This is a genomic window from Cerasicoccus maritimus, assembly GCA_031296935.1.
In the GTDB taxonomy this organism is placed as follows: Bacteria; Verrucomicrobiota; Verrucomicrobiia; order Opitutales; family Cerasicoccaceae; genus Cerasicoccus; species Cerasicoccus maritimus.
This window is the reverse complement of the sequence record JAVDPD010000017.1, coordinates 1-24,701: the sequence shown is the minus strand read 5'-3', so window position 1 is coordinate 24,701 and position 24,701 is coordinate 1. Positions and strand designations below refer to the sequence as shown.

Genomic DNA, 24,701 nt, shown 5'->3' with positions numbered 1-24,701 from the left:
CAGCATGCAAACCATCGCCTTCCTCACTGATTTCGGCGAGCGTGATTGGTATGTGGCCGCCATGAAAGGCGTCGCTCTGACCATTGCCCCGCAAGCCCAGCTACTCGACATCTCCCACCAAGTCACTGCGGGCAACGTCTCCGCCGCAGCGTTTATCTTAAGTCAATGCTGGCAGGACTTCCCGCTCGGCACGGTGTTCGTTTGCGTGGTCGACCCCGGCGTCGGCTCCACGCGTGCAGCCGTGGCTGTTGAGGCCGAAGGCAGGTATTTCGTTGGGCCGGATAATGGCCTCTTTGGCTGGCTGAAACGCTTCCGCCCACAATGCCGCCAGATCACCAATACCCGGCTGTTTCGCGACGAAGTTACCCATACCTTTCACGGTCGGGATATCTTTGCCCCCGTCGGCGCTCAACTGGCGGCGGACAAAGCCAGGCTGGACGACGTTGGCCCCGTGCTGGACGAGCTGATTGCCACTCCCTGGCCCAAACCTGAATACGATGAAAAGCGTGCGTTCGGCCAAATTATTTACATTGACCACTACGGCAACGCGATCACCAACCTCCGCTTGGAATACATCGAAGAACGCTTCTCACTGGCCAACGCGACCGTCTCCCTGCATCCCCGACGACTGCCTCTACTCAAGACCTTTAGCGATGCGCCTCCCGGCGGCGCCTTGGCCTACTTTGGCAGCGGCGGCTTACTCGAAATCGCCGTCAACGGCGGTCACGCTGCCGAGCAGCTTGATCTCCGCCTTGACCAACACATCGAGCTCGTCTTGAAGTAGGGCATGACTGCAAGCAACCCGACCTTTCGCCAACGCATGGAGCTGGATAAGTTTTTCATGCTGCTCGTCGGGCTGATTGCGCTACTCGTGATCGTGCCCATCATCGATGACGATAGATGGGGGGCACCGGTTCTTGGCATCATTACGATGCTCACCTTGGTGCTGGCGCTGCGCACCCTGGCGCATGAACGCGCCACGTTGATCTTCGCCACTTCGTTGGGCGTGATCGCCTATGTGATCAGCACCGGCTCGTATTTCATGAAGGCCTCGCCTTTACTCGCCCTTCCCTTCCAACTGGCCTTTTATGGCTTCGTGAATCTCTCGATTCTGCGTGATGTATTGGTGGACGAGCGCGTCAACGCCGACACCATATGCGGTGGTATCTGCGTCTACCTGCTCTTGGGGTTAAACTGGTCCATCATTTTCGCCGCCATTGAGTTGATTGCTAGAGGCAGCCTCATCGCGACCAACAGTTTTGAAATTGGCGGAGTGACTTCGCCCATGGACTTCGTTTACTTCAGCTTCGTTACGCTGACCACGCTGGGCTACGGCGACATCGTGCCCGTCTCCAACGCCGCCCGCTCGGCGACCATTGGCTGCTCGGTTTCCGGCGTGTTGTTTATCGCTGTTTTCATCGGGCGTCTGGTCGGCCTGACCACCAGTAAAAGCTACGCCAAACATCACGAGCACCATTAACTTTGGGCTCGCGGAGCCCAGCGCTTATTGCACGCTAAAGCCACCACTATGAGCAGCCATTCTCCCACCGAGCCTGCCGCCAACACCACCGCCAAACCGTCACTGAAGCAGACCATCTCCTGGGCCTTCTACGATTGGGCTAACACCGGCTACGCCATGATCGTCCTGGCGCTGCTCTTTCCCAATCTTTACAACAGCGTTTACGCGATGGACCTAAGCGACGCCGAGCAGACCGCGTGGTTCGGGCGCACACTCTCCATCAGCTCGCTGATCGTGGCCGTGCTCGCGCCGTTTCTCGGCAGCATTGGCGAGCTCGGTGGGCTGCGTAAACGCCTACTGTTGTTCTTTTGTTCGGTGGGCGTCGTCGCCACGGCATCCTGTTATTTCCTGCTCCACGGCGACTACCAGCTTGCCAGCCTGATCTACATCGTAGGCACGGTCAGCTTCTATTCGAGCAACATCTTTTACGACTCCATGCTGGCCACGGTGTCCACGCCCGCCAAGCGCCACTTCGTCAGCGGCATGGGCTTCTCCTTTGGCTACAGCGCGGGCTTCATCCTGCTCGGCATTACGTTTGTCATCACGCTCAATCCCGAAAAATACGGCTTTGCAGACGGCTTTGCCGCGAGCCGTGTGATGTATCTCGTGGCCGCCTGCTGGTGGGCGCTGTTTACCCTGCCGCTGGCCTTGAACATCAAGGAGCAGCCCAAGCCCAACCGCCCCTCCGTTTGGGCCATGATCACCGAGGGCGCCACCGACACCTGGGCAACGTTTAAAGAGGTCATCGCCATCAAGCCCATCCTCTGGTTTCTGCTCGCCTACCTCTTCTACATCGACGGCGTGAACACCATCATCATGACCGCCATGAACTATGGCACCACGATCGGTTTTGAGAAGGAAAAGATCTTCATCGCCTTCTTCGTGGTCCAGATATTCGGCGTGCCCTGCGCGATCCTCTTTGGCTGGATCGGCGGCAAAATTGGGCCGCGCAAAATGATCTTCATCGCGATCGTGATCTACCTCGGCGTGACCGCCGTCGGCGCGACAATCCAGCCTGAGCCCTTCAAACTTTTCGGCATCACGATGTCCGAAATGTATGTGCTCGCGGCCCTGATCGGCATGGTGCAAGGCGGCATCCAGGCGCTGTCGCGCAGCTACTTTACCTCGCTGATTCCAACCGGACGCGAGGTGTCGTTTTTCGGGTTTTACAGCATGATCGGCAAGAGCGCCGCGGTCATGGGCCCCTGGCTCATGGGCAGCGTTGCCCTCTGGTTTAACAACCCCGAAGACCCAACATTTTCCACCCGACTGGGCATGGGATCAGTCGCCCTGTTATTCATCATCGGTGCCGCTTTTCTCGCCGTGGCCGGGCATTATGATAAGCGAAAACGGGCAAAACTAGCCGCCTAAAATTGGATTTCTCACACATCCCCCTACCCATCAATGCTTTAGGGGATTTTTTTGTCATTTCAAGAGCTGTAAACCAATACTTTTATGCACTTTTTAGGCCCAAAATGACCCATTTCATGGAATCTAAAGCAAACTTTTGAACGATCAAAAGCCGCAAAAAACCTGCCAATTGCCTTTATGTCGAGACTTGTGCTTTCGCGAAAGCTGAGTTTATTTGAAGGCATGGACACACTCTCTGCCATTCAGGCGCGCCGCGCCATTAAGCATTACGACCCCGAACACCGCCTCACCGACGAGGAAGAAAAGACGCTGCTGGAAGCCGCGATGCAGTCCCCGACCGCATTCAATATCCAGCACTGGCGCTTCGTCCTGGTGAAGGACCCCGAGGTGCGCCAGCAAATCCGCGCCGCCGCGTGGGACCAAGCCCAGGTCACCGACGCCTCGCTGCTGATCATTCTCGCCGCCAACAAAGCCGCCTGGCAAGACCCCGCAGCCTACTGGGCCAACGCCCCCGAAGGCGTGAGCGACTTCATGCTACCTGCCATCAACCAATATTACGCAGGCCGCGAGCAAGTCCAACAAGACGAGTGCATGCGCAGTTGCGGCATGGCTGGCATGACCATCATGCTCGCCGCCAAGGCAATGGGCTACGACACTTGCCCCATGGACGGCTTTGATTTCGATGCCGTCGGCAAAATCATCAACCTGCCCAACGATCACGTGATCAGCTTCATGATCGCCGTTGGCAAGGGAACCAAGGAAGCCTGGCCCAAACCCGGTCAACTCCCCTACGACCAAGTCGTCATCAACAACACCTTCTAGCCAGCCTCCGGCTGGACCGATAGATTTTTGCACCGCAAAAATGGCGACGCCCGAGCATCCGTGCCCGGGCGTCTTTGTGTGCCAACTGGGTGCCTAAAGCAGGAGCGGCCTGAGCGAAAACCTGCGCCGAAAAAACGACCGAGAGTGAAGCTAAAAGAGATTCCAAACCCATTGAAGGCGGCCTTGACAACAAGAGCGTTAACGCTCACATAACATGGCATGAGCGTGACTATGGCAGACATCGCCAAAGAGTGCGGCGTGTCGATGATGACCGTCTCGCGTGTGCTCAGCGGCAAAGGAAGCGTAAGCGCGAAGACACGCGACAAGGTGATGCAAGTGGCCAGGGCGCACAACTTTGCAGTCAACTCGATCGCCAGTAGTTTTGCGCGCCGCAAATCCAATTTCGTAGGCTTGGTTGCGCCGATGGACCGAATCGTCGGCTCCGATTATTTTTCCCAAATCTGGAAGGGCGTCAACGACGCGCTGAAAGTGACTAATTACGATCTGGCGCTTTTCGATTACCACTCGTCGGAATTCGCCGGGGGAGCTCGTGTGCAAAGCCTGTATCACAGTCGAAAGGTCGATGGCATCCTCTGCGTGACGCCGACTGCTGAAGACGCCTTTCTCGACACCACCCACGACCAGCGCATCCCGCTCGTCGTGCTGGGCAAGCCAGTCAACAACCCCCAAATTTGCACGGTGAATTGCGAAGATTACCAAGGCGTGATCGACATGGCCGAGTATCTCTACAATCAGGGGCACCGCCGCATAGCCTTCTTGGGCGGCCCCAAAGATTGGTCTCTCGCCCAACTGCGCGTTGATGCGTTTAAAGACTTCTGCCAGCGTCGCCGTCTGCGCGTTCCCAAGCGATTCATCGCGCACTCCGAATACACACCTGAGTCCAGCTACGAGGCCGGCTTGCGCCTGCTGGAGGTACCCCATCGGCCCACCGCGATCATCGCTGGCAACGACATCTCCGCGCTTGGCATCATTAAAGGCGCGCACACTCTTGGCCTGCGCGTGCCGGAAGATCTATCCGTCGCCGGGAGTAACGACTACCACTACGCAAGCAATACTGAGCCGCCACTGACCGCGATTCACCAACCTCTGCGGGATATGGCAAAACTCGGAACCCGCACCCTGCTCGATGCGCTTGACCGCAATGAGCCCCCCACCGGGCACCTGGCCGTCAAAACCAGCTTGTCGATCCGCCAATCCACCGGCCCGGTGCCTCGCTAAAAAACCGCCAAATGCTTGCGCCCGCATAAAATTGTTAGCGATAACATTTTAGGCTTGTGTTAGCGCTATCATTTTGCTGATTTGAATCTGCAAAATATAAATCCCCCTTCCCCCAGTGAAAAATTTTATCGCAGTAATTGCGCTAGTAGCCCCTCTCCCCCTGATTCATGCCCAAGAGCGTGTGTTGTTTGTGGGTAACAGCTTTACACATGGTCACAACGAGCCCGCCGTCAGCTACAACCAGGCCGCGATTACCGACGCAAACAGCTCCAACTATGGCGGCGTGCCCGGAATTTTCAAAAAGCTCACCGACCAGGCCGGCCTTGACTACGAAGTCACCATCGAAGCCGTAGGGGGCAAGACGCTGGACTATCACCTCACCTACAAAAGCGCGATCATCGGCAGCGGCGATTGGGATGTGGTGGTGTTGCAGGATCAAAGCACCCGCCCCCTACCCGAAGAAAACGGCGGTGAACCGGCGGCATTTTACTCGGCCGCCGATGCGCTGATGGACTTGATTCAAGGCGCCAATGCGGACACCGATGTCATCCTATACGAAACCTGGTCCTCGCCCACCTCCGCCACAGAAAAGGGCTACGGCAGCGACCTTCAGGCCATGCAGGACGACCTACAGGAAATCATTTTCAACGGGTATTACCGCTACGTGCGAAGCGCCGAAACACACCCGAATTTCACCGCGGTCTCCCGCGTGGGCGACGCCTTCATGCACGCCATCGATCTCGGCTACGCCTCGGGGGACTCTACCACCGCGAGCAGCGAAGACCTACTCTACTTTTGGTATTCCGAAGACCATCGCCACGCGAGCTACCAGGGCAGCTATCTGTCGGCCCTCATGATGCTAGGCCATATCACTGGCATCGATCCACGGACGCTCGGCACCGGCGTTGGCACAGCGGCCTACGAGCTCGGCATCACTGCCACACACGCCGAGCAAATGCACCAAGTCGCCTACGAAACGCTGCAATTCGATCTGCCCGCCCCACCGGACCCGCCGACCCCCAACATCAACACCCTCACGTCCGGTCTCTCCCCCTACAATTGGAACAACGAGGCCAACTGGTCCGAAGGGCCGCTCGACGCCACGCAATCCGTGCTGCTCGACTCCGACTCCCCCAGCAGTTCCATCGTGGCCAACAGCACCACCGGCAAGCCCACCTACTCGGTGCAATCCGTCAACTTCGACATCGGAGCCGCCACCAAAAGCATTCAGGGCAACGCCACCGTCTCCAGCACCCGTATTTTAAACATCGGTGGCGGGCTCGACGCCTTTGGCGGCAGCGACCTGATCCGGCTCAGTGACACGACCACGGGCGTCGTTAACTTTGGCACCAACTCCGGACTTGGCGTATTGGAAATCACCCCCGCAGTCAGTGGAAAAATCCGCGTGGGTAACGCCGAGGGCACGCTGCGCATCGGGCCGACCGCGGAGTTCGCAGGTGACATCAGCCTGACCAAGACTGGCCCGGGCATCCTCATTCTCGAAAGCAATGCCACCTGGGGCGCCAGCGCAGGCAACACCTTCACCATTCAAGATGGTTTCGTGCAAGCTGACGCCTCAGCCAGCGGCGTCTACTCCGCCACCGGCAAGGCTGCGGTCGTCGTGGAGGCAAGTGGTGTGCTCGGCGGCGACGGCCAAATCACCCCCGGCTCAGGCAACCATATTGCCGTCAATGGCGGTCTATTGTCTCCCGGTGCGCGGGACGCCGCTACGAGCCAAAGCCAGCTAGGCGTATTAACCCTCAATGGCTCATTAACTGACGAGCCACTGCTACAATTGGACGATGCAGCAGCACTGGTATTTGACTTGGACAGCGACGGCCCCACCGATCTGCAATGCGACCAAATTGACCTCACCTCCGCTCAGGCCAGTGATGTCGTGCTGTCAGGCAACGCCTTCGACTTCAACGTGCTCTCCAGTAGCCTGCTCCCCGATGGCGATTACCCGCTCATCACTGCCGATGCCGCCGATGCATTTACCGGCCTCACCATCGATGGCGACGGCTACATAACCGGCGGCGCCAGCATTGGCGAAGGCCTCGAAGATTACCAGGCGCAGTTGAAGCTGTCAGGAAACAACCTCGTTTTGGAGCTTACGCAACTACCCTACGCCCAGTGGCGACAGAATGCTTTTACGCCAGAGGAGCTGGCAGACCCCGCTATCAGCGGCGACGAGGCAAGCCCCGCCAATGACGGCATGTCAAATCTGATCAAATACGCCTTTGGGCTAGACGACGCCTACGCGAGCGCACGCAGCCGTCAACCTTGGGTACAAACACTACTCGTTGAAGGCGTGACCACGCCGGTCTTTTGTTTTTTGCGGAATATCAACGCCAGCGACCTGATCTACGTCGTGGAAGTTTCTGACAACCTCAGCGTCTGGTATTCCGGCGACAGCTACACCTCGCAAATCGACGAAATCGACAACGAAGACAGCGCGACCCGCACCATCTTCGTTCAGCCTGCAAATGGTTATTCCTTTGTTCGTTTAAACGTAACCCGCAACTAGATCCACCCCTCAAATTAAAACCCCGAAATCAACTCAACCCTTATGACGCACCTACTCACCCGCACGCTGGCTCTCTCGGGCCTCCTACTCGCGGCAAATACCCACGCCGCAACCTACCTCATTGACTTCAACACCGCTCAATCGGGCTCCTACCCCGACGCCTCCACTTGGAACGTCTATGCGGCAACCGGCGATGTCACCGGCACCCTCACGGATACCACCGGCGCCAGCAGCAGCATCACCATTGCCGGTTCGGGTGACTTCCTAACCTCATCCGGCTCGGGCATGTATAACTCCGGCGTCGGCGCCCCCTCCTGGACGGATGCCACCGCCCCCGCCGGTGACTTCTTCTGGACGGGGAACACCATCGGCAGCGAGCTAAGCTACACCGTTTCCTTTAGCGGATTGACTGCGGGCTCCGAAATTAGTCTGGACGTTTTTGCCAGCCGCAGCTCCAGCCTCCTCCTCCTCGCCAACTACGAATATTCGCTCGATGGCGGTACTTCATGGCTCGGGTTCGATGTGCTCGATATCAACGGCGACGCCGTCACCACCGATGGCTGGGACACCAATACCACCGCCACCCAGCTCTATGACAACGATGCCGACGGCTACACCCTGGGTCGCTACATGAACATCAGCGGCATAACCCTGACTGAGACCACCCTCGATGTGCGCCTGACCAAGCCAGCAGATGTTTCCAACTACGCGGGCATCAACTCGATGCAGCTGACGGTGATCCCCGAGCCGTCAACTTACATAATTCCGCTTTTCATTTTCGGCGTTGCCCTCCTTATGGTGCGCCGAAAGGGGTAGAATGGTATAAGGAGCAAACGGCCTAATGCCGAATGTTCCACGACCAAAAAAACGACATAATGGCCGCCAGTAAGGGATTGCTGGCGGCTTTTATGGCAGTAAAATTCCGCATGCCTGTTGTTCGCACTTGAACAGCCTGAAGGCTCAGGCATGATGATTCCCTTATGCGTTTCCGCATTCTGGGCAGCAGTAGTTCGGGGAACGCGGCGCTCCTGATAACGCCGCAATGCAAGGTGCTGATAGACGCCGGATTTTCCGGACGGCGCCTACGCGACAAGCTGGCCGGAATCGGCGAAAAACTGGAGTCCATCGACGCCGTTTTCCTCACCCACGAACATGGCGACCACACCGCAGGCCTGCGGGGCCTCAGCCGGATTCCCCACATCAAATTTTACGCCAACCGCGACACCGCCCGCGCCGCCCAGGCCAAGCTGGAGCGCAAGGTCAACTGGGGCCTGTTCGAGACCGGCGTCAGCTTTTCCTTTGCCGACCTGAAGGTGCACCCGTTTTCCATTCCGCACGATGCCCATGACCCGGTGGGCTACATCTTCGAAAGCGGCGACGGCAGCCTGTTTTCCCCATTCCGGAAAATGGCCTGGCTGACGGACCTCGGCTACGCGCCACAGCTCGTCAAGGAGCGCATCCGTGACTGTGATTTACTCGTCCTGGAGGCCAACCATGACCTTGAGCTGCTGGAACGCTGCGAAAAGCGCCCCTGGAGCACCAAGCAACGCATCCGCGGGCGCCACGGCCACCTCTCCAACGAAGCAGCCTACGAGCTGCTGGCCGAGGCCCAAAGCCCCCGCTGGCGCCACATTTGCCTCGCCCACCTGAGCAAGGACTGCAATTGCCCCAACCTCGTGGACCGGCATTTCGAACCCCTCCGCAACGGCAGTCACAACCTGCACATTGATGTCTTCGACCCGGCTCTGGAAATCGGCGAGGAATACAACTTGGCCGGACACTGGTAAGGTACATTAGCACTGATAATTTGTCAGTTTTCCCAGAGGGATCACTTGATAATTGGCAAGACCTGCATAAGCTGCGGTCATGGCAAAAAAGAAATCCAAGAAATCCACTTCTGCTAATCCCGTCGCCGACGCCCTGCGTCAAATTGTGGCCGACACCTACGCGCTGATGGGCCAGACCCACCTGTGCCACTGGAACGTCGAAGGTCCGGGCTTCTTCGCCCTGCACACCGCCTTCGAAGCGCAATACACCGAGCTCTTCACCGCCGTGGATGAAGTCGCGGAACGCATTCGCGCACTCGGTGCCTACGCTCCAGGCGGTCTCGCCAACCTTGCCAAGATGGCTGGTTTCGACGAAATCAATGAGGACGCCAGCGACGAGGAAATGGTCGCCCACCTCGCGGCGCTGCACAAAAGCACCGTGTCTAATCTCGCTAAAGCGCGCGATATCGCTGGCGACGCTGGAGACTCGCAGACCGAAGACCTCATGATCGCCCGCATCCAAGTCCACGAAAAGACCATTTGGATGCTCGAAAGCTACCTTAAGTAAGTAGTTACTTACCCCATTTTTTACAGCAGAGCCCAGCTTATGGGCACTTCGATTTATCTCGTCTCATAGGAGACTAATCGAAGTGCCCATTTCCAGCTGGGCTCTTTTTACGGAACATGGCCTACTATAGATTACGTAGCCACATCCATTTAATGGCTGTAATTATAGGGTGCTATTAGCCCCTATATTGAACTTAAGGCGACTTCTTTCCGGCCCCCAGTAAAGACATTTCATTGGGCTGAATTAGACGAATTCCAGGGCTACCCAAACCGGTCATTCACAAGTAATTCACAACCCGGAGAGTTGTTAACATTAAATTGTGAATAACTTTATGGGTTTGTTAAAAGTTTGTTATCAGCAACTTAGCCCCTATTGCAAACTCACTATAGTGAATCGGCTTTACAAAAGTTAGGCTAATCGCCTTATTGGCGCTCCCTTTTGTTACTAACTTTCGTGAAGGTAATAAATGACGAAGCTAATGCGAATAACTGGATGCAGTCTGCTACTGCTCTTGGGTCTCCAAGCTCAAGCGGCGAATGCGGAGCTTACCCACTACGAGCGGCTCGTCGTTGCATCCTGTTTGGTGCTGGAAGCGGCCTCCGAAGGTGAACAAGGCATGCACGCAGTGCTCAACGTGATCGTCAATCGCGCCAATGGCGATGTTTCCCGCGTCCCCGGCGTCGTCTGCCGCCCCAAGCAATTCACGGCAATGAACAGCGCAACCGGCGTCCGCAACCCGGATTATGGACCCATCATCGAGCGCGCAACGCGGGACGCCAACTTCAGCCTCGCCTATGATCTCGTCGTGCGCATGGAAAAAGGCCAGCTCAAGGACATCACCGGCGGCGCGGATCACTACCACGCCGAAAACGGAGAGACGCCCTACTGGACGCAAACCATGAAGCCCACGTGCACCATTGGCCTCCACACCTTTTACCGCAGCGACAAGGCGAAACCCGCCCTGGTCGCGCAATACCCTTAATCACCCAACCAATTTCCAGCGTCGTCGTCAGGCATTCTTGCGTTAGTTAGGTATCGATCCAGTCCCCGTTACCACCTTGCCCAGCGACGGCGCAGCTTTAACCGGCAATCTTCGGATTGCCGGTTTTTTATGCGTCCCGCCTAACCGGTGAATTTGCGCAATGCACAAATGTGAGGCAATTCCGGTGTTGCTGGTAAGCACGGATGCATCTGCTGGAGATAACATGAAGTTGCCGGGTTGAGCAAGGGCTGGACCCGGCAACTTCATGTTATCTCTAATTGGCCTTGGGCTGGACCAGCTCCATGTAGCTCCGGACCCGCTCGAAAGTTTCCTTGCGATCGGTAAGCATGAAGAAATGATCGCCCGGCAGCTCCTGGTATTTGAGGCCCGGAATCTGCCGTTGAAATTGCTTGGCCATCTGACGCACATCGTCGATGTCTATACGGTCGTCGGTCGCTCCGTTGAGCATGTAGATATTCAGGTCCCGTTTGAAATCCCGCGCCCGCAAGCCCAGCGGCGCCGACGCCAGGCAGACGAAGCCAGCGAAATCGTCCGGCGCTGCATTATAAAGACGAAAGCCCGCCGGACCGCCCGCCGAAAGCGCGATTAGCCAGGGGTCGTCAATTGCCACTCCGGGATGCCGCGCCTCAAAGTCCGCCTCGGCCTCGCGCAGGTAATCCAGCGAGCCATCGAACCACGAATAGGTGTAAGTCGGCAGCAGGATGATCGCGTCTGGAAACTCCTCCTTGAGCAGCCACGTGTAGTAAAGGAAGTTCCCGCCGAAGCCATGTAGGAAGATAATACTCGGCGTATCGGGTGTCACATGTTCCGGCCAATAAGCGTAGTAGTGCCCCTGCGTTGGCGTCACCGATTGATAAGAATATGCCAGCGAATGCGGCACGCGGCGCATGGCCTCGTCGTGCGCGATATTCAAATACACATCGTTGAAACCCGCCATCAGCGCCTGCTGTTGTTGGGGCGAAACATCCGTCTCCTGCGCTCCAAAGCTGATCACGCTCAGCACGACCAGACCCTCCGACAAGAACGGCAGCGACTTTTGAAACAACGCATACTCACGCTCCAGTGACGGCGGCGGCTCAAAGAGCGGCAACACTTCATCAGTCGGGAAGTAGCGTGATTCAACCTGCCCGGCTTGGGCCACACCAGCCAGACCGATCAAGGCCGTGGCCGTGCAAGCAACTGTCTGCGGAAAGCTCATTACTAATGAACCGACAAGCTTTGCAATGCAAAGTTCACTCATTCTAATAGACTATCACTTTCGGCCAGCGCCCTGCTCCCCCCCTCACAACGGGGTTATGGAGCATTTTCTATCAGTCCAAGCCATTTAACCGCATTGATCGAATACATTGATAGCCAAGAGGAGTATCGGCGTTTGTTAGCAAAATACCAAATTGAGTTTAATGAGGCTACGTTTGAGACTAGCCGCTTGAACCCGCGCTTTCAGCGTTCAAAATAGTACGACATGTTTACCTAGGGCTGCGCTTCGTCGCTTCGCTCCTTGCTGACCCTAGGCTAGAATGAGACCGCACCTTTGGCGCTCAGAATGAATGTCCGCTAGGCCTAGACAGTCGTCCCCCGTCGTTAGTTGAATGCGAGAAAACAAAGTCCCAATGGACGGTCTTTTTTTTGTCACCAACCATGAGGTCAAGGCCCGGAATAAATGCGTTTGCCGAGGCTCCCAACCTAATTAGCATGATTAGCAACTTTCCTACTATGATTCCCATACGCGCAATTTTCCAATTTTCACTCGCGGCCTTGGCGGCTACTTCGGTTCAGTCCACCTACGCACAAAGCCCGAGCCAATACTCGGCTGTCGAGATCACGCAGGCCGCCATCGATAACGCCGTTGCCGAAATGGATGGCATCGTCTCAGACGTCATGACCCAAACCGGCGTTCCCGGCATGGCGGTGGCCATCGTCCACAACGACGCGGTGGTCTACGCGAAAGGCTTCGGCATCAAGCAAATTGGCTCTCCTGACACCATCGACGAAAACACCGTCTTTCAAATCGCGTCGGTCTCGAAGTCGGTTTCGGCCACCATCATCGCCGCGCTCGTGGGCGACAAAGAAATCACTTGGCAAACGCCCATCGTCGAGCACTTCCCGGAGTTCACCTTGGCCGACAGCTACGTGACTTCCCACGTAACCATTGGGGATGTCTTTGCCCACCGTAGCGGATTGCCCGGCCACGCAGGTGACCTGCTCGAAGACCTCGGCTTCGACCGCGAAACCGTCTTCGACCGCCTGCAATACCTTCCGCTAAACTCATTCCGCGCCAGCTATGGCTACACGAACTTCGGGCTGACCGCGGGCGCCGTCTCCGCCGCCAATGCCATGAAAATGGATTGGGCAACCTTGGCGAAGACCCGCCTCTTCGACCAACTCGGCATGACCACAGCCAGCATGAGCTATGCAGATTTCCAGGCGCAGCCGAACAAAGCGCTGGGCAACGTTTACCACGACGACACCGGCTGGGAAGCCACACCGCAACAGCGCGATCCCGATGCCCAGGCGCCCGCTGGCGGCGTCAGCTCTAGCGTGGTCGACATGGCCAAGTGGCTTCGCATGGTTCTCAACGAAGGTCAGTTCGGCGGTGAAACCATCGTCGAATCCGAACCGCTCAAGGAAGCCATCCTGCCGCAAAACTACGAAGGCCCGCTGGCCGCCTTTGACTCCCGCCCCAGCAGCTACGGCTACGGCATCGGCATCGGCACAGACCAGACTGGCCGCGTGCGCTTCAGCCACTCGGGCGCGTTCCTCATTGGCACTGGCACCACCTACATGCTGCTGCCTTCCGAAAACCTCGGCATCATTGTGCTGACCAACGGCACGCCCGTTGGCGCGGCCGAAGCCATCACTCAAATCTTCATGGACTATGTGGAGCTCGGCGCACCGCGCATCGACTGGACCACCGGCTACGAGCAGCTCTACGCCGCATTCCGCGTCAACCACAGCGAGCTGGCCGGTCAGGACTTCCCGACCAACCCCACCGCAGCACCCGACCACGCCCTACTGATCGGCAACTACCACAGCGATTACTATGGCGAACTGGAAATCGTCGGCGACGGCGAAGGCGGCCTGATTGCGCGACTCGGCCCCGACCAAACCGATTACGAGATCCCGCATTGGGACGGCAAAATCTTCGCTTGGTATGCCCCAGGCGAAAACGGGGTCGGCATCTCTGCCGTGACCTTCAACCAAACCGGCGAAGACAACGCCGAGTCCGTCACCTTCGAGTTCCTCGATGAAAACCACCTCGGCACTTTCACGCGCCAAAACTATACCTTCGGTGCCTACATCGAGCGTCAGCCCGGCGCAGGCGGCGAAGCGTGGGCGGATGACAAAAATGGCATCGGCGTAGCCAACGGCCTCGACTACGCGCTGACCTCCGACGCGTCCTCCCCCGTCAGCGACATTAAAGGCCCGCAAACCATCGCTGAGCGCGTGAGTGGCGGCATGGACGGGAACAATTTCGCGGTCCAAATTCAGCTGCCCGCCAGCCCGCCCGACGAAGTAGTGTACCTCATCTACGCCAGCGACGATCTCGAGCGCGAACACGCCGAAGTCCTGGCCTCGTTTGAAGACAACCGCTGGATCCTCGGCACTGGCTCGGTGTTGCAAAACACCCCCGTCAACGGCGTCGACACGATCCTCGACTACCAGACAATTCCCGGCCTCGACTCCCGCTTCCTCTGGCTCGGCGTTCAGCAGCGTAATTAAAAAAGCCTACTCGGTTGTTTCCGAAAAGCCTACGTAGGAAACTCCGATAAGCCTATACGGTTGTTTGCGAGTTTCCTAGTAAGGAAACTCAAAATAGCCTATGCGGTTCTCTCCCCAACAACCGCTCGGTTATTGGTCAAGTACAGCCACTGTTGTCTGCACAACAACCGATGCTGTGTTTTAGAGAAACCTACTCGGTTGTTTTGCAAAAGCCTACATAGGAAACTAGGAAAACCCTAAGTAGGAAACTCGGAAAAGCCTATGCGGTTGTTTGCGAAACAACCGATGCTTTGTTTTGCAGTTTGCTACTCTGTGTTTTCACACCCAGTGAGCGCCAAATCCGCGCGCTCAATATCAATGAGCTATGACCGTTACCAATAAATGCCAATAACGCTAATATTCGATACGGTAGAAGCGGTTTCCGCCTGCGGGAATCGTGTCCTCAAAAGGCGGCGTCGGCTGCGGCTCAACCATCGCCCAATCGGACATATCAGTGCTGAAGTAAAGCGTTCCACTACCGGCCCAATCGACGATGAAGTTGCTGCCTAGCAAAACTGGGCAGTAAAGCACGGGGGCCTCCACTGCAGCATGGGTATCGATTTCGACTGCGCCGATGTAGTAAAATCCGTTGCCGTTATCGTTATTAGCGCCTTCAGCAACCGTCAGCGTAATATTGCCTGAAGCATCTGGCAAAATGCCGACTACCTGCGCGACATTCGATACATTATCAGCGGCATCCAACGCAGCCGAACCGCTGTTGGCACCGACCAGGCGGTACTCAGCCTCACGGTTATCCGAAACCGACAAGCGGGAGGCAAAAAAGGTAAAGTCATATGCCACGCCCGGGTCCAAATTGGAAAAAACAAACACTGCCTGGCTGTTGTCCGTGTAGCCGCTCCAGAGTCCATTGCTGCCGTAGATGCAATCCGACGTCGCGCCGCTGGGATATGGCCCTGACGTTGTCCCGTAATTGTTCGTGGAAGACGGGGCATCAGTCATGGTGAGGGTAATGCCAGTTGAGGCACCACTCAAATCGAGTAAATCACCGAGCATTACCTCCGGTGCGCCGGTCCCATTGCCCACCGCATCACGCGCCGTGCCGGTCAGCACGACTTGGTTCCAGGTATCGTCGGTTCCGGAAACCGTTGCGGCACCGCCAAAGTCCAAATAAATGATACCGGTCTCAGACTCCGCGGCTTGTAGGCTCTTACGAATAGGATCGGTTGGCGCATTGCCATTGTCATCGAGCAAGCCCGTCGAAACTTCTACGAGCAAATTACCAACCAGCTCAGTCGCCGTGGTGATCGTAATGCTGTTGCCCATGCCGGTGATCTCAATGCTTTCAATTTGAATGCGCTTACCGCGATTAATGATGGTGTAGTTCGCCGGATCAACGGCGGACGTTTCATCCAGCAAGTCATCGAACTGCAGCGTCAGCGTCGTGCGATCAACCTGCGCCAAGTTGGTCCATCCGGGCGGCGTCGTATCATCGGCCTCTTCCGCCAACCCAGCGGCAACGACAGTTTGCCAAGCAATACTCTCGACGTGAGCCGCTGCAGTGGTATTCAGCCCCATGCTCAGGGCCGCGATTTCCGGCGTGCCATAAAGCCCCTCTGGGCTCGCTTGATAAATCGACGCGTAGTGCACGCAGGCCGAGAGATAATAGCCCAGCCAGTTTCCATGATATTCATCGGTAGCGAAAAGGTCGATATAGCCCGGATCGCTCGGATCCAGATTCCCACCAGCATTGTTCCAAGCCTGACCAACGGGATTCACCTTCACCGGCGGGTTCGCGGGATTGTCGGCATTAATCGTATCGGCCAATGCTTGGTAGTTGGTGACCAGCTCGTTGAGCATCTCGTCAGTGGATTCGAAGCTGCTCGAGGTGGACGTCCCGGTAATCATCGAGTGAATCGCCGAACGCGCCCAAGTCTGATAAAGACGAACTTGCGTGTTGGGGTTGTTCGCCATGACGGAGCCATACAACAGCGCACCGTAGGTCATGTGCTCCGTCACATTGCCAACATGCGTTGGCTCCGTGGAATAATTTTGCATCACCACGTGCGTCCATTGCTGCGAGGCAATCTGCGTTTGATGGCTTTCGTAGTGGTATTTATAGTCTTTCCCACCGACAGCCGCCATCACCGTGGTCGGATCTTCCTGACCACCCGCGCGCGCCAAGGCGTCGAAAATAGCCGGCACCGTTCTGGTACCGCCACCACCAATGGTGAAGCTGTTGCCAAGGAACAACACCTTATTTTCAGCGCGGGCTACGCTCGCTAAAGCAAACACGAGAAGTACCGCCGCTCTGGCACGGTAAAATATCTTTTTCATCACAGGGTAAAAAGGCTATTCAGCCAGATATTTTAACGTTCTAACAGCAACTTGGGCAAGTTACTGTATCATCGACGCGAGGCTAGTAGAGAACGATCTGAAGGGTATCAGTTCAATTAACGGGGGGCTTGAAATCCAACACTAGATTAGGGCCTTTGTCGTAAACGGAAAAGCGCTCCGCCGAAGCGGAACGCTTTGTAAAAAACTTGGGAGCTCAACTCGATTAGAGCTGATACCTCACGAAAAATCTACGCTTACAGGGAGAAGACATATTCCTTAGCCAAGCTCGTGTAGGCGGCGACTTGCTCGGATTCCCATTCCGCGCTCTGGTGCAACTCCTTGCCCAGAATATCTGCAACGTATGGCGCAGCTTCGATCGAGGCCTTCGCATTGAGCAGGAGCGAGCGCGAACGCCGGGCCAGCACATCCTCCACCGTACGTGCCATTTCATGGCGTGCATGCCAGACAACTTCTGCCTTGGTCAGGTTGAGGTCAGGGTGAACTTTGCTTTGCAAAGTAGAGTCAGCTACGGCGAGCTCCTTGATCTTGTGCGCGTCGGCACCGTAAGGCTTCAGGTTGGATTCTTCGATCACGGCCTTGGTCCAGCCGTGGATCTGCAGATCCTTCGTTTGGCAAGGCTTGCTGTCGAAACCACCAAGCGTTTCCGCCTGGTCGATCACGTCCTCGGCCATCTTTCGGTAGGTCGTCCACTTGCCTCCGGTCAGGGTAATCAAGCCGCTGCCACTGATCATGATCGTGTGGTCGCGTGAGAGCGCTGCGGTGTCCGATCCATCGCCGGCTTTGACCAGCGGACGCAAGCCCGCGAAGATGCTCAGCACATCGGAGTCCGATGGATCCTTGGCCAGGTATTTCCGCGCGTGGCTCATCACGAACTCCTTTTCTTCCGGCAAGGCGCGCGGCTCAAGGCTGTGTTCGTTGAGCGGTGTATCCGTCGTCCCGACGACCACGTGATCATGCCACGGCACGGCAAAGAGCACGCGTCCGTCTGCCGTCTTCGGGATCATGATCGCGGCATTGCCCGGCAGGAACGACTTCGGCAAGACGATGTGAATGCCCTGGCTAACCGCCACGATGTTCTTCGCCTTCGGCTCGTCCATGCGGCGCACGTCGTCGACGAATACACCCGTTGCATTGATCACGCTGCGGGCGCGCACCTGGTATTCGTCACCGGTTTCGGTGTCTTTGATTTCCACGCCGCAGACCACGTCGTTTTCCTTCACGAGGCCGACGCACTTGCAGTAGTTGACCACCACGGCGCCGAGGTCGGTCGCCGTCTGCGCGAGGTTCACGGCGAGGCGCGAATCGTCGAACTGACCATCGTGGTAGATGACGCCGCCGATGAGATTCTTCTGCTCCACGGTCGGGATCTGCTTGATGGTTTCTTCGCGGCTGAGGTGGCGCGACGGCGCGAGGCCGAGCTTGCCCGCCAACTGGTCATAGACCTTCATGCCGATGCCGTAAAAGGGGCCCTCCCACCAGGAGTAGTTGGGGATTACGAACGCTTGGGAACGGACCAGGTGGGGGGCGTTGCGCGTCAGTCGCCCGCGTTCACGCAGCGCCTCCAAGACGAGAGAAACGTTGCCTTGCTGCAGGTAGCGGACGCCGCCATGCACGAGCTTCGTTGAGCGGCTCGATGTGCCTTTGGCGAAATCTGATTGTTCAAACAGGGCGACGCTGTGGCCACGGGCGGCGGCGTCCACCGCGGCCCCAAGACCGGATGCGCCCCCGCCAATGATGACCACATCGAACGGCTCACTGTCGTTGCGAATGCGGTTGATTGCACTATTGCGATTCATGAGGGATCTTTGTTCGGATTTTTAAGATTGGAGTTAGAACGTCACCACGTTGCGAATGCCGGCGATGTAGACCGGATCGCGACTGGCGCTGCCGCCGGGATTGACGACGACTTGAATGTCGGGCTGCACAACAAACCAGGGCGTTACGCGCGCCTTGTAGGTGAGCTCGACGGTGAATTCATTGCCGGACGTATTGACGCCCGCTGCGCTGCTCGCGTTGTTAAAATCGTCGCTCAACCATGCGGCAATGAAGCCCACGCCCGCCTCGTCCTGAGGCCGCGCTTCAAAGGGGCCGATGGCACGGAGGAGCGCCGTCATTTCGAAGTTGTAAACATTGACGCGTTCCTTCGGCGCGTAGCTGAGCGAGAGCGAGGCGTCCACGTGGCGTTCGCCGGTCTCGTTCAGCAGCCAGAGCGTTTGCCCTGCATTAGCGTAGAACAAGGTGTTGCCGCGACTACGGTTCGTGGAGTTGATCTCGTCGAACGTGCCGAAGTTGTGATGGATGCCTGCCTTGATATAGCCCGGCTTATCGGCTGGCGACTCACCGAAGTTGTAGCCTACCTCACCCGCGATGGCGAGGGGGCCATCCCAGGTAAAGTCCGCGCCGATGTCATCGTAAATAATCGCGTTGCTGTTGTTCGTATTGAACACGCCGCCCTTCACGTAGAGCCCCTTCAACGAAGAGTCTTCGAAGGGACGCAGGGTGACAATCGCGCCCAGCTGCTGTGCCGGATCATAAGGCAAACCTGCGCCAAACAAGAGGTTCGGGATATAAACGAGTTCGTCGTTCATGAACGTGCCACCGTAGGGCTGCGCGCCGAAGTTGCCGACGCCGTCAACCTTGCCGATGCGATACGTCACGAAGTCATCGAACAGCGTTTGCTCAAACCAGATGTTCGCAAAGCGAGTGGTATCGACGCCTTCGATCGAGCTCGGATTCGTCAGGATGCCAAAGCGCGTGCGGTTGTAATTTTTACCGTATTGCGAAATACCGCCGACGGAGAACTTCGCGCCCTCCAGGCCAACGAGTTTTTCTAAGTCGAGGTTCAGCGTTGCGCGAGCGCGGCCGAAGTATGTGCCGCCACTTTGCAAGGCGCCGGAGAGGTCATCGTAATAATCGAAGGTGTTGCTGAAGTCGAAGGTGACGCCCTCCTCTGCGAGGTCGCTGCGGGCGCCATACCAGTCGCCCAGCAGATACTCGCGGGTTAGAATGTCTTCGTCAGATTGGGCGCTGCCGGCGAATGGCGCCAGGCAGGCCAATGGTAAGATAAGTTTTTTCATGGGTGGGGTGTTTGGGGTGTGAACGAGAATCTACGGGCTTAGGCTTCCCAGGCTTTGGAGCGCTCGAGCGCCTTGTTCCAGCCAAGGCGGAGGGTATCCATGTCCTTCTGATCGCGCTGCGAATTGTAGTTTTTATCGACGAGCCAGTTCTTGGTGATGTCGTCCCGGCACTGCCAGTAACCCACCGCTAGACCAGCCAGATATGCCGCGCCCATTGCGGTGGTTTCCACGCACTTCGGGCGGACCACTTGCTTGCCCAACAGGTCGGCTTGGAATTGCAAAAGCGGGTCGCTGCGCGAAGCGCCGCCATCGACACGGAGCTCTTTTAACGTCAGTCCGGAGTCCTTCTCCATACACGTGATGAGGTCCGCGCTCTGGAAAGCGATGCCCTCCAACGCAGCACGACAGATGTGCGCGCGATTCGTGCCACGACTAATGCCGAGCGCGGCACCACGGGCGTAGGGATCCCAATGCGGCGCCCCGAGGCCAGCAAAAGCCGGAACCAAAAACAGCCCACCTGCATCCGGTACTGAAGCGGCGAGTTCGTCCAACTCTTTCGCGGTGCGAACCATTTGCAGTTCGTCGCGAATCCATTGCACGACGGCCCCACCGATGAACACGGATCCCTCAAGCGCATATTCGGTACGGTCACCGATTCGCCAAGCGACAGTCGTCAGCAGGTTATTCTTGGAGCGCGGGATTTCCGTGCCGGTATTCATCAGCAGGAAACAGCCCGTGCCGTAAGTGTTCTTGGCCATGCCCGGCGTAAAACAGGCTTGGCCGAACAGGGCGGCTTGTTGGTCTCCGGCGACACCAGCAATCGGGACGCCGCCAAGGGGAAGCTTCGCGTCAACGGAACCGTAAACCTCGGAACAGGAACGGATCTCGGGCATCATTGAGCGCGGGATGTCGAGTAGGTCAAGGAGCTCGTCGTCCCAGTCGCCCGTTTTCAAATTATAGAGCATCGTGCGGCTTGCGTTGGTGACGTCGGTCACATGCACGCGGTGGCCGGTAAGCTGCCAGATGAGCCAGCTGTCAACGGTGCCAAACACGAGCTTGCCCTGCTTGGCGAGCTCACGCGCGCCTTCGACATTTTCCAGAATCCAGCGAATCTTGGTGCCCGAGAAATACGGGTCGATACGCAGGCCGGTCAGCTCGGTGACGCGTTCTTCGTGGCCAGCGTTGCGCAACTCACGGCAATAGTCAGCGGTGCGGCGGTCTTGCCAAACGATGGCGTTGTAAATCGGTTTGCCGGTGTCTTTGTGCCAGACAATCGTGGTCTCGCGCTGGTTGGTCACGCCGATTGCGGCAATGGAGTCGGCGGTCAAATCCATGCGGGAAAGCGCTTCAACGGCGGTCGCGCTTTGGCTGGACCAGATTTCCATCGCATCGTGCTCCACCCAACCGGAGTGCGGATAAATTTGGCGGAACTCATTTTGGGCGACAGACCGGATAGTGCCCGATTGGTCGAAGATAATGGAGCGGGAGCTGGTCGTTCCCTGGTCGAATGCGAGAATGAATTTTTCGTTGGACATAAGGGTATCGTTTTGGGGTTACACGTTGATTAAAATCCGAGGAGTACGAAGAGCTGCGAGCCGAGCACGCCACCAATTAGTGGGGCGACAACCGGCACCCAAGCGTAGCCCCAGTCACTGGAGCCCTTGCCGCGAATCGGCAGCACTGCGTGCGCGATGCGGGGGCCGAGGTCACGCGCCGGGTTGATCGCGTAGCCCGTCGGGCCGCCTAAAGAAAGACCGATGCCGAGCACAAGCAGACCAACAGCCGCCGGGCCGAACCACGTGCCAACGGCGGCAGTCCAGGCTTCCATGTTGCTGTCGCCGCCGAGGCCGACTTTACCAATCGAAAGGATGCCGAACATCAAAGCGGCTGTACCGATGATTTCCGTAATGACCGCCGGGCCGATTTTGCGAATCGCAGGCGAAGTGCTGTGGCAGGCGAGCTTGAGGCCGGGGTCCTCCGTTTCCTCCCAGTGTGCAAGGTAGGTCAGGTAAACGAGCACGGAGCCCATGAAGCCACCCGCAATTTGGCTCGCGATGTAGCCCGGGACTTGCGCCCAGTCGAACGCGCCGATGCTGGCGAGCGAGACGGAGACAGCAGGATTCAGGTGGGCACCAGAAATGCGACCGGTGGCATACACCGCACAGGTGACCGCAAAGGCCCAGCCGACCGTAATCACGATCCAGCCTCCATTCTGGCCTTTGGATTTGTTGAGGAGCACATTGGCAACAACGCCGTTGCCAAATAGAATCAAGATAGCGGTTCCGACAAATTCGGCTAGATAGGGGTTCATACTTTTGGGATACTTGGGGTTCGAGATCGAGGTAGAGATTCGATAAGAACAACCAATACCGAAGTTAAGCATTTTGCAAGTCGTTAATTCACATTTACTTATGATCTTTTATTGTTTTTGATTTCCAAAACAAGGACCTTGAGCAGCCCCTTTAAACCGCCAAAACGAAGCGAACAAATCTACATTTCCAATAATTCCCAAGAAAACCCACTTGCATGACTTGCAAAACCCAAGCTTGGGTATTTCATTGCTTGGAAAACTTTTTTCTCTAAATGTCCCCCCAACAGCGTAAAGAAACCATCCTGCGCCGTATTGAGCGCGTGGGAGAAGTCCGCAGCCTCGACCTCGCCAAAGACCTGCAAGTCACGCCGGAAACCATCCGCAAGGATCTCGAGCTGCTCGCATCGGAAAACCGCATTATCCGCACGCATGGCGGCGCGACGCGTGCGACGGACGTCCACCACGATCTCCCCCTCCCCGCCCGTCAATGGGTCAACCGCGAGGAAAAAATCATCGTCGCACGAGAGGCCGCCAAGCTCGTACAGCCCAACGACATCATCTTTCTAGACGCCAGTTCGACCGTTCTCCTCATCGCGGAATACCTGCCCGAGATGCCGCTTACGGTGCTGACCAACGCCCACCACGTTGTCGTCGCTTTGGGCGGACGCAGCCAGTGCGACCTAATTTGCACTGGCGGCAATTACGAGGCCCGGTCACGCTCCTACGTTGGCGCCATGGCCGAAGACGCACTGAAGCGCTTTGCGATCAAGTGGCTATTCCTCGGCGTAGATGGCCTGCATCCGCAGTTTGGCGCGAGCGAGGTCAATCCCGGCCAAGCGGTCTTAAAAGAGCGCCTCCTACCGCGCGCCGAGCGCGTGTGCATTGTGTGCGACTCCACGAAGCTTGGCCGCAAGAGTCCCTTTATCTTCGCGCAAACGAATCAGTTCGATACCCTCGTCACCGATGACCAAGCGAGCGAAGAAGACCTCCAGCATTATCGCAACGCCGGTATCCGCACCGAGATCGCCCGCATCGAGAAATAGCGCTTGATCGTAGATATGATCCAGCGCTCTGCAACAGTTGTCCGAATATTCCTATTTCTGAGTTGCCCTCTACGCCCCCATAATTAGATACACTAACCTTTTGCGCCCATTTGCTCAACTTTTCTAATACAAAGGAGGCAGGAGATCAATTATGAAAATGACCATGCGATGGTTCGGCGGAGACGACCCAGTAACCCTGGAACGTATCCGGCAAGTATTCGGGGTGAGCGGTATTGTGAGTGCCCTGCACGATGTGCCCGTGGGTGAGATTTGGCCCTACGAGTCCCTGATGGAACTCAAGGCGCTCATTAACGCGGAAGGCCTGCAGTTCGAGGTCGTCGAAAGTATTCCCGTCCACGAGGACATCAAACTCGGCCTGGAAACCCGCGACAAGTACATCGCGAACTACTGCGCCAGCATTGAAAATCTCGGCCGCGCTGGCATCCGCACGCTCTGCTACAACTTCATGCCCGTCTTTGACTGGACGCGCACGAACCTGAGCCACCCTTACGCCGACGGCTCGCACGCGCTAAGCTTTAACTATGAGGAGCTTCAAAAGATCGAAGACTCCAACGACCTCGTCGACGCCCTCCCCGGCTGGGCCGAAGTTTACACGCCTACCCGCTTCAAGTATTTGATGGAAGCCTTCCAGGGCATTGGCCAGGACGCCATGTGGGAAAACCTCGAGTATTTCCTGCGCAAGGTAATCCCGGTCGCCGAAGCTGCCGGCGTCAAAATGTGCATCCACCCGGACGATCCGCCTTGGTCCATCCTCGGCCTGCCGCGCATCATCGTCGATGAGGACGCGCTGATCCGCCTGGTCAACATCGTCGACAGCCCGTCCAACGGCATCACGCTGTGCACCGGCTCTCTGGGCGCTTCGCTGAGCAACGACTTGCCCCAGATCGTGCGCAAGCTCAGCCGCCGCATCCACTTCGTCCACATGCGCAACGTGGCCGTGGTCGGCCCGAAGAGTTTCCATGAAGCGCCGCACCTTTCGTCGATGGGCAGCGTGGACATGTATGCCGTCATGCGCAACCTCGTCAAAGCCGGCTACTCCGGCCCGATCCGGCCCGACCACGGTCGCATGATCTGGGGCGAGATTGGACGCCCGGGCTACGGCCTCTTTGACCGCGCTCTTGGCGCGGCTTACTTGCAGGGCCTCTATGAAGCTGCCCACAAGAACGTCAGCTACAGCTGAGACGAAACCCAGTTTAAAACATAGGCAGGCAGTGGTTAGTATCCGCTGCCTGCTTTGATCCAGTGACGCTAGCCCGGATATTGCATGAGAGCGATTGATCGTTCAGGATTTATTCGGATTTAATATTACGATTAGTTTCCGGGGGCTGTTTTGAGCAAAATCGGTCTTTTTTGATGAAT

19 protein-coding genes are annotated in these 24,701 nt (G+C 57.1%); 13 read left to right on the top strand and 6 right to left on the bottom strand.

The features are described 5' to 3' along the window. The first annotated feature begins 4 nt into the window (after positions 1-4). The 10 genes from RBB62_RS12170 (at position 5) to RBB62_RS12125 (ending at position 10,794) form a co-directional block, all read left to right on the top strand. The gene (locus RBB62_RS12170) at positions 5-784 is read left to right on the top strand and encodes an SAM hydrolase/SAM-dependent halogenase family protein (protein ID WP_309399156.1); all 780 of its coding nucleotides are present in this window, start codon (positions 5-7) and stop codon (positions 782-784) included. Between the two features lie 3 nt (positions 785-787). Further along, on the top strand, positions 788-1,480 hold the full coding sequence (locus RBB62_RS12165) for a potassium channel family protein (protein WP_309399155.1): 693 nt from the start codon (positions 788-790) through the stop codon (positions 1,478-1,480). Positions 1,481-1,528: 48 nt separating this feature from the next. Then, positions 1,529-2,890 (top strand): MFS transporter, encoded by a 1,362-nt coding sequence (locus tag RBB62_RS12160; RefSeq protein WP_309399153.1) that lies wholly within the window; start codon positions 1,529-1,531, stop codon positions 2,888-2,890. Positions 2,891-3,112: 222 nt separating this feature from the next. Continuing rightward, positions 3,113-3,712 carry a nitroreductase family protein gene (locus tag RBB62_RS12155; protein WP_309399152.1) on the top strand — a complete coding sequence of 200 codons (600 nt, stop codon included), beginning with the start codon at positions 3,113-3,115 and terminating at the stop codon, positions 3,710-3,712. A gap of 219 nt (positions 3,713-3,931) precedes the next feature. Then, positions 3,932-4,951 (top strand): LacI family DNA-binding transcriptional regulator, encoded by a 1,020-nt coding sequence (locus RBB62_RS12150; RefSeq protein ID WP_309399151.1) that lies wholly within the window; start codon positions 3,932-3,934, stop codon positions 4,949-4,951. A gap of 115 nt (positions 4,952-5,066) precedes the next feature. Beyond that, complete coding sequence (locus RBB62_RS12145; protein WP_309399150.1) at positions 5,067-7,478, top strand: hypothetical protein; 2,412 nt, start codon at positions 5,067-5,069, stop codon at positions 7,476-7,478. A 42-nt stretch (positions 7,479-7,520) separates the two neighbouring features. After that, positions 7,521-8,294: a hypothetical protein gene (locus RBB62_RS12140; protein ID WP_309399149.1), complete on the top strand. Its 774-nt coding sequence runs from the start codon at positions 7,521-7,523 to the stop codon at positions 8,292-8,294. Positions 8,295-8,458: 164 nt separating this feature from the next. Beyond that, a complete protein-coding gene (locus RBB62_RS12135; RefSeq protein WP_309399148.1) occupies positions 8,459-9,265 on the top strand; it encodes an MBL fold metallo-hydrolase in 807 nt (268 codons plus the stop codon). 79 nt (positions 9,266-9,344) lie between these two features. Then, the gene (locus RBB62_RS12130) at positions 9,345-9,812 is read left to right on the top strand and encodes a Dps family protein (protein ID WP_309399147.1); all 468 of its coding nucleotides are present in this window, start codon (positions 9,345-9,347) and stop codon (positions 9,810-9,812) included. 478 nt (positions 9,813-10,290) lie between these two features. Beyond that, the gene (locus RBB62_RS12125) at positions 10,291-10,794 is read left to right on the top strand and encodes a cell wall hydrolase (protein ID WP_309399146.1); all 504 of its coding nucleotides are present in this window, start codon (positions 10,291-10,293) and stop codon (positions 10,792-10,794) included. A gap of 274 nt (positions 10,795-11,068) precedes the next feature. Here the strand turns inward: RBB62_RS12125 and RBB62_RS12120 are convergent, their stop codons facing one another. After that, positions 11,069-12,055 (bottom strand): alpha/beta hydrolase family protein, encoded by a 987-nt coding sequence (locus RBB62_RS12120; protein WP_309399145.1) that lies wholly within the window; start codon positions 12,053-12,055, stop codon positions 11,069-11,071. A gap of 473 nt (positions 12,056-12,528) precedes the next feature. Between RBB62_RS12120 and RBB62_RS12115 the strand changes: the two genes are divergently transcribed. Further along, a complete protein-coding gene (locus RBB62_RS12115; protein ID WP_309399144.1) occupies positions 12,529-14,535 on the top strand; it encodes a serine hydrolase in 2,007 nt (668 codons plus the stop codon). 393 nt (positions 14,536-14,928) lie between these two features. Here RBB62_RS12115 and RBB62_RS12110 read toward each other — a convergent pair whose 3' ends face one another. From RBB62_RS12110 to RBB62_RS12090, 5 genes are all read right to left on the bottom strand, one after another. Beyond that, positions 14,929-16,869, bottom strand: coding sequence for a DUF4886 domain-containing protein (locus RBB62_RS12110; RefSeq protein WP_309399143.1), 1,941 nt, complete (start codon positions 16,867-16,869; stop codon positions 14,929-14,931). A gap of 254 nt (positions 16,870-17,123) precedes the next feature. Further along, positions 17,124-18,686, bottom strand: a complete 1,563-nt coding sequence (locus RBB62_RS12105) for a glycerol-3-phosphate dehydrogenase/oxidase (RefSeq protein WP_309399142.1) — start codon at positions 18,684-18,686, stop codon at positions 17,124-17,126. A 33-nt stretch (positions 18,687-18,719) separates the two neighbouring features. Then, a complete protein-coding gene (locus tag RBB62_RS12100; RefSeq protein WP_309399141.1) occupies positions 18,720-19,967 on the bottom strand; it encodes a carbohydrate porin in 1,248 nt (415 codons plus the stop codon). 38 nt (positions 19,968-20,005) lie between these two features. Continuing rightward, positions 20,006-21,502, bottom strand: coding sequence for a glycerol kinase GlpK (glpK, locus tag RBB62_RS12095; RefSeq protein WP_309399140.1), 1,497 nt, complete (start codon positions 21,500-21,502; stop codon positions 20,006-20,008). A 29-nt stretch (positions 21,503-21,531) separates the two neighbouring features. After that, the gene (locus RBB62_RS12090) at positions 21,532-22,278 is read right to left on the bottom strand and encodes an MIP/aquaporin family protein (protein ID WP_309399139.1); all 747 of its coding nucleotides are present in this window, start codon (positions 22,276-22,278) and stop codon (positions 21,532-21,534) included. A 272-nt stretch (positions 22,279-22,550) separates the two neighbouring features. Here RBB62_RS12090 and RBB62_RS12085 point away from each other — a divergent pair, with 272 nt between their 5' ends. Both RBB62_RS12085 and uxuA read left to right on the top strand, forming a co-directional pair. After that, a complete protein-coding gene (locus RBB62_RS12085) occupies positions 22,551-23,321 on the top strand; it encodes a DeoR/GlpR family DNA-binding transcription regulator (RefSeq protein ID WP_309399137.1) in 771 nt (256 codons plus the stop codon). A gap of 151 nt (positions 23,322-23,472) precedes the next feature. After that, entirely contained in the window at positions 23,473-24,522 is a 1,050-nt protein-coding gene (gene uxuA / locus RBB62_RS12080; RefSeq protein ID WP_343219089.1) for a mannonate dehydratase, read from the top strand. Positions 24,523-24,701 lie beyond the last annotated feature (179 nt).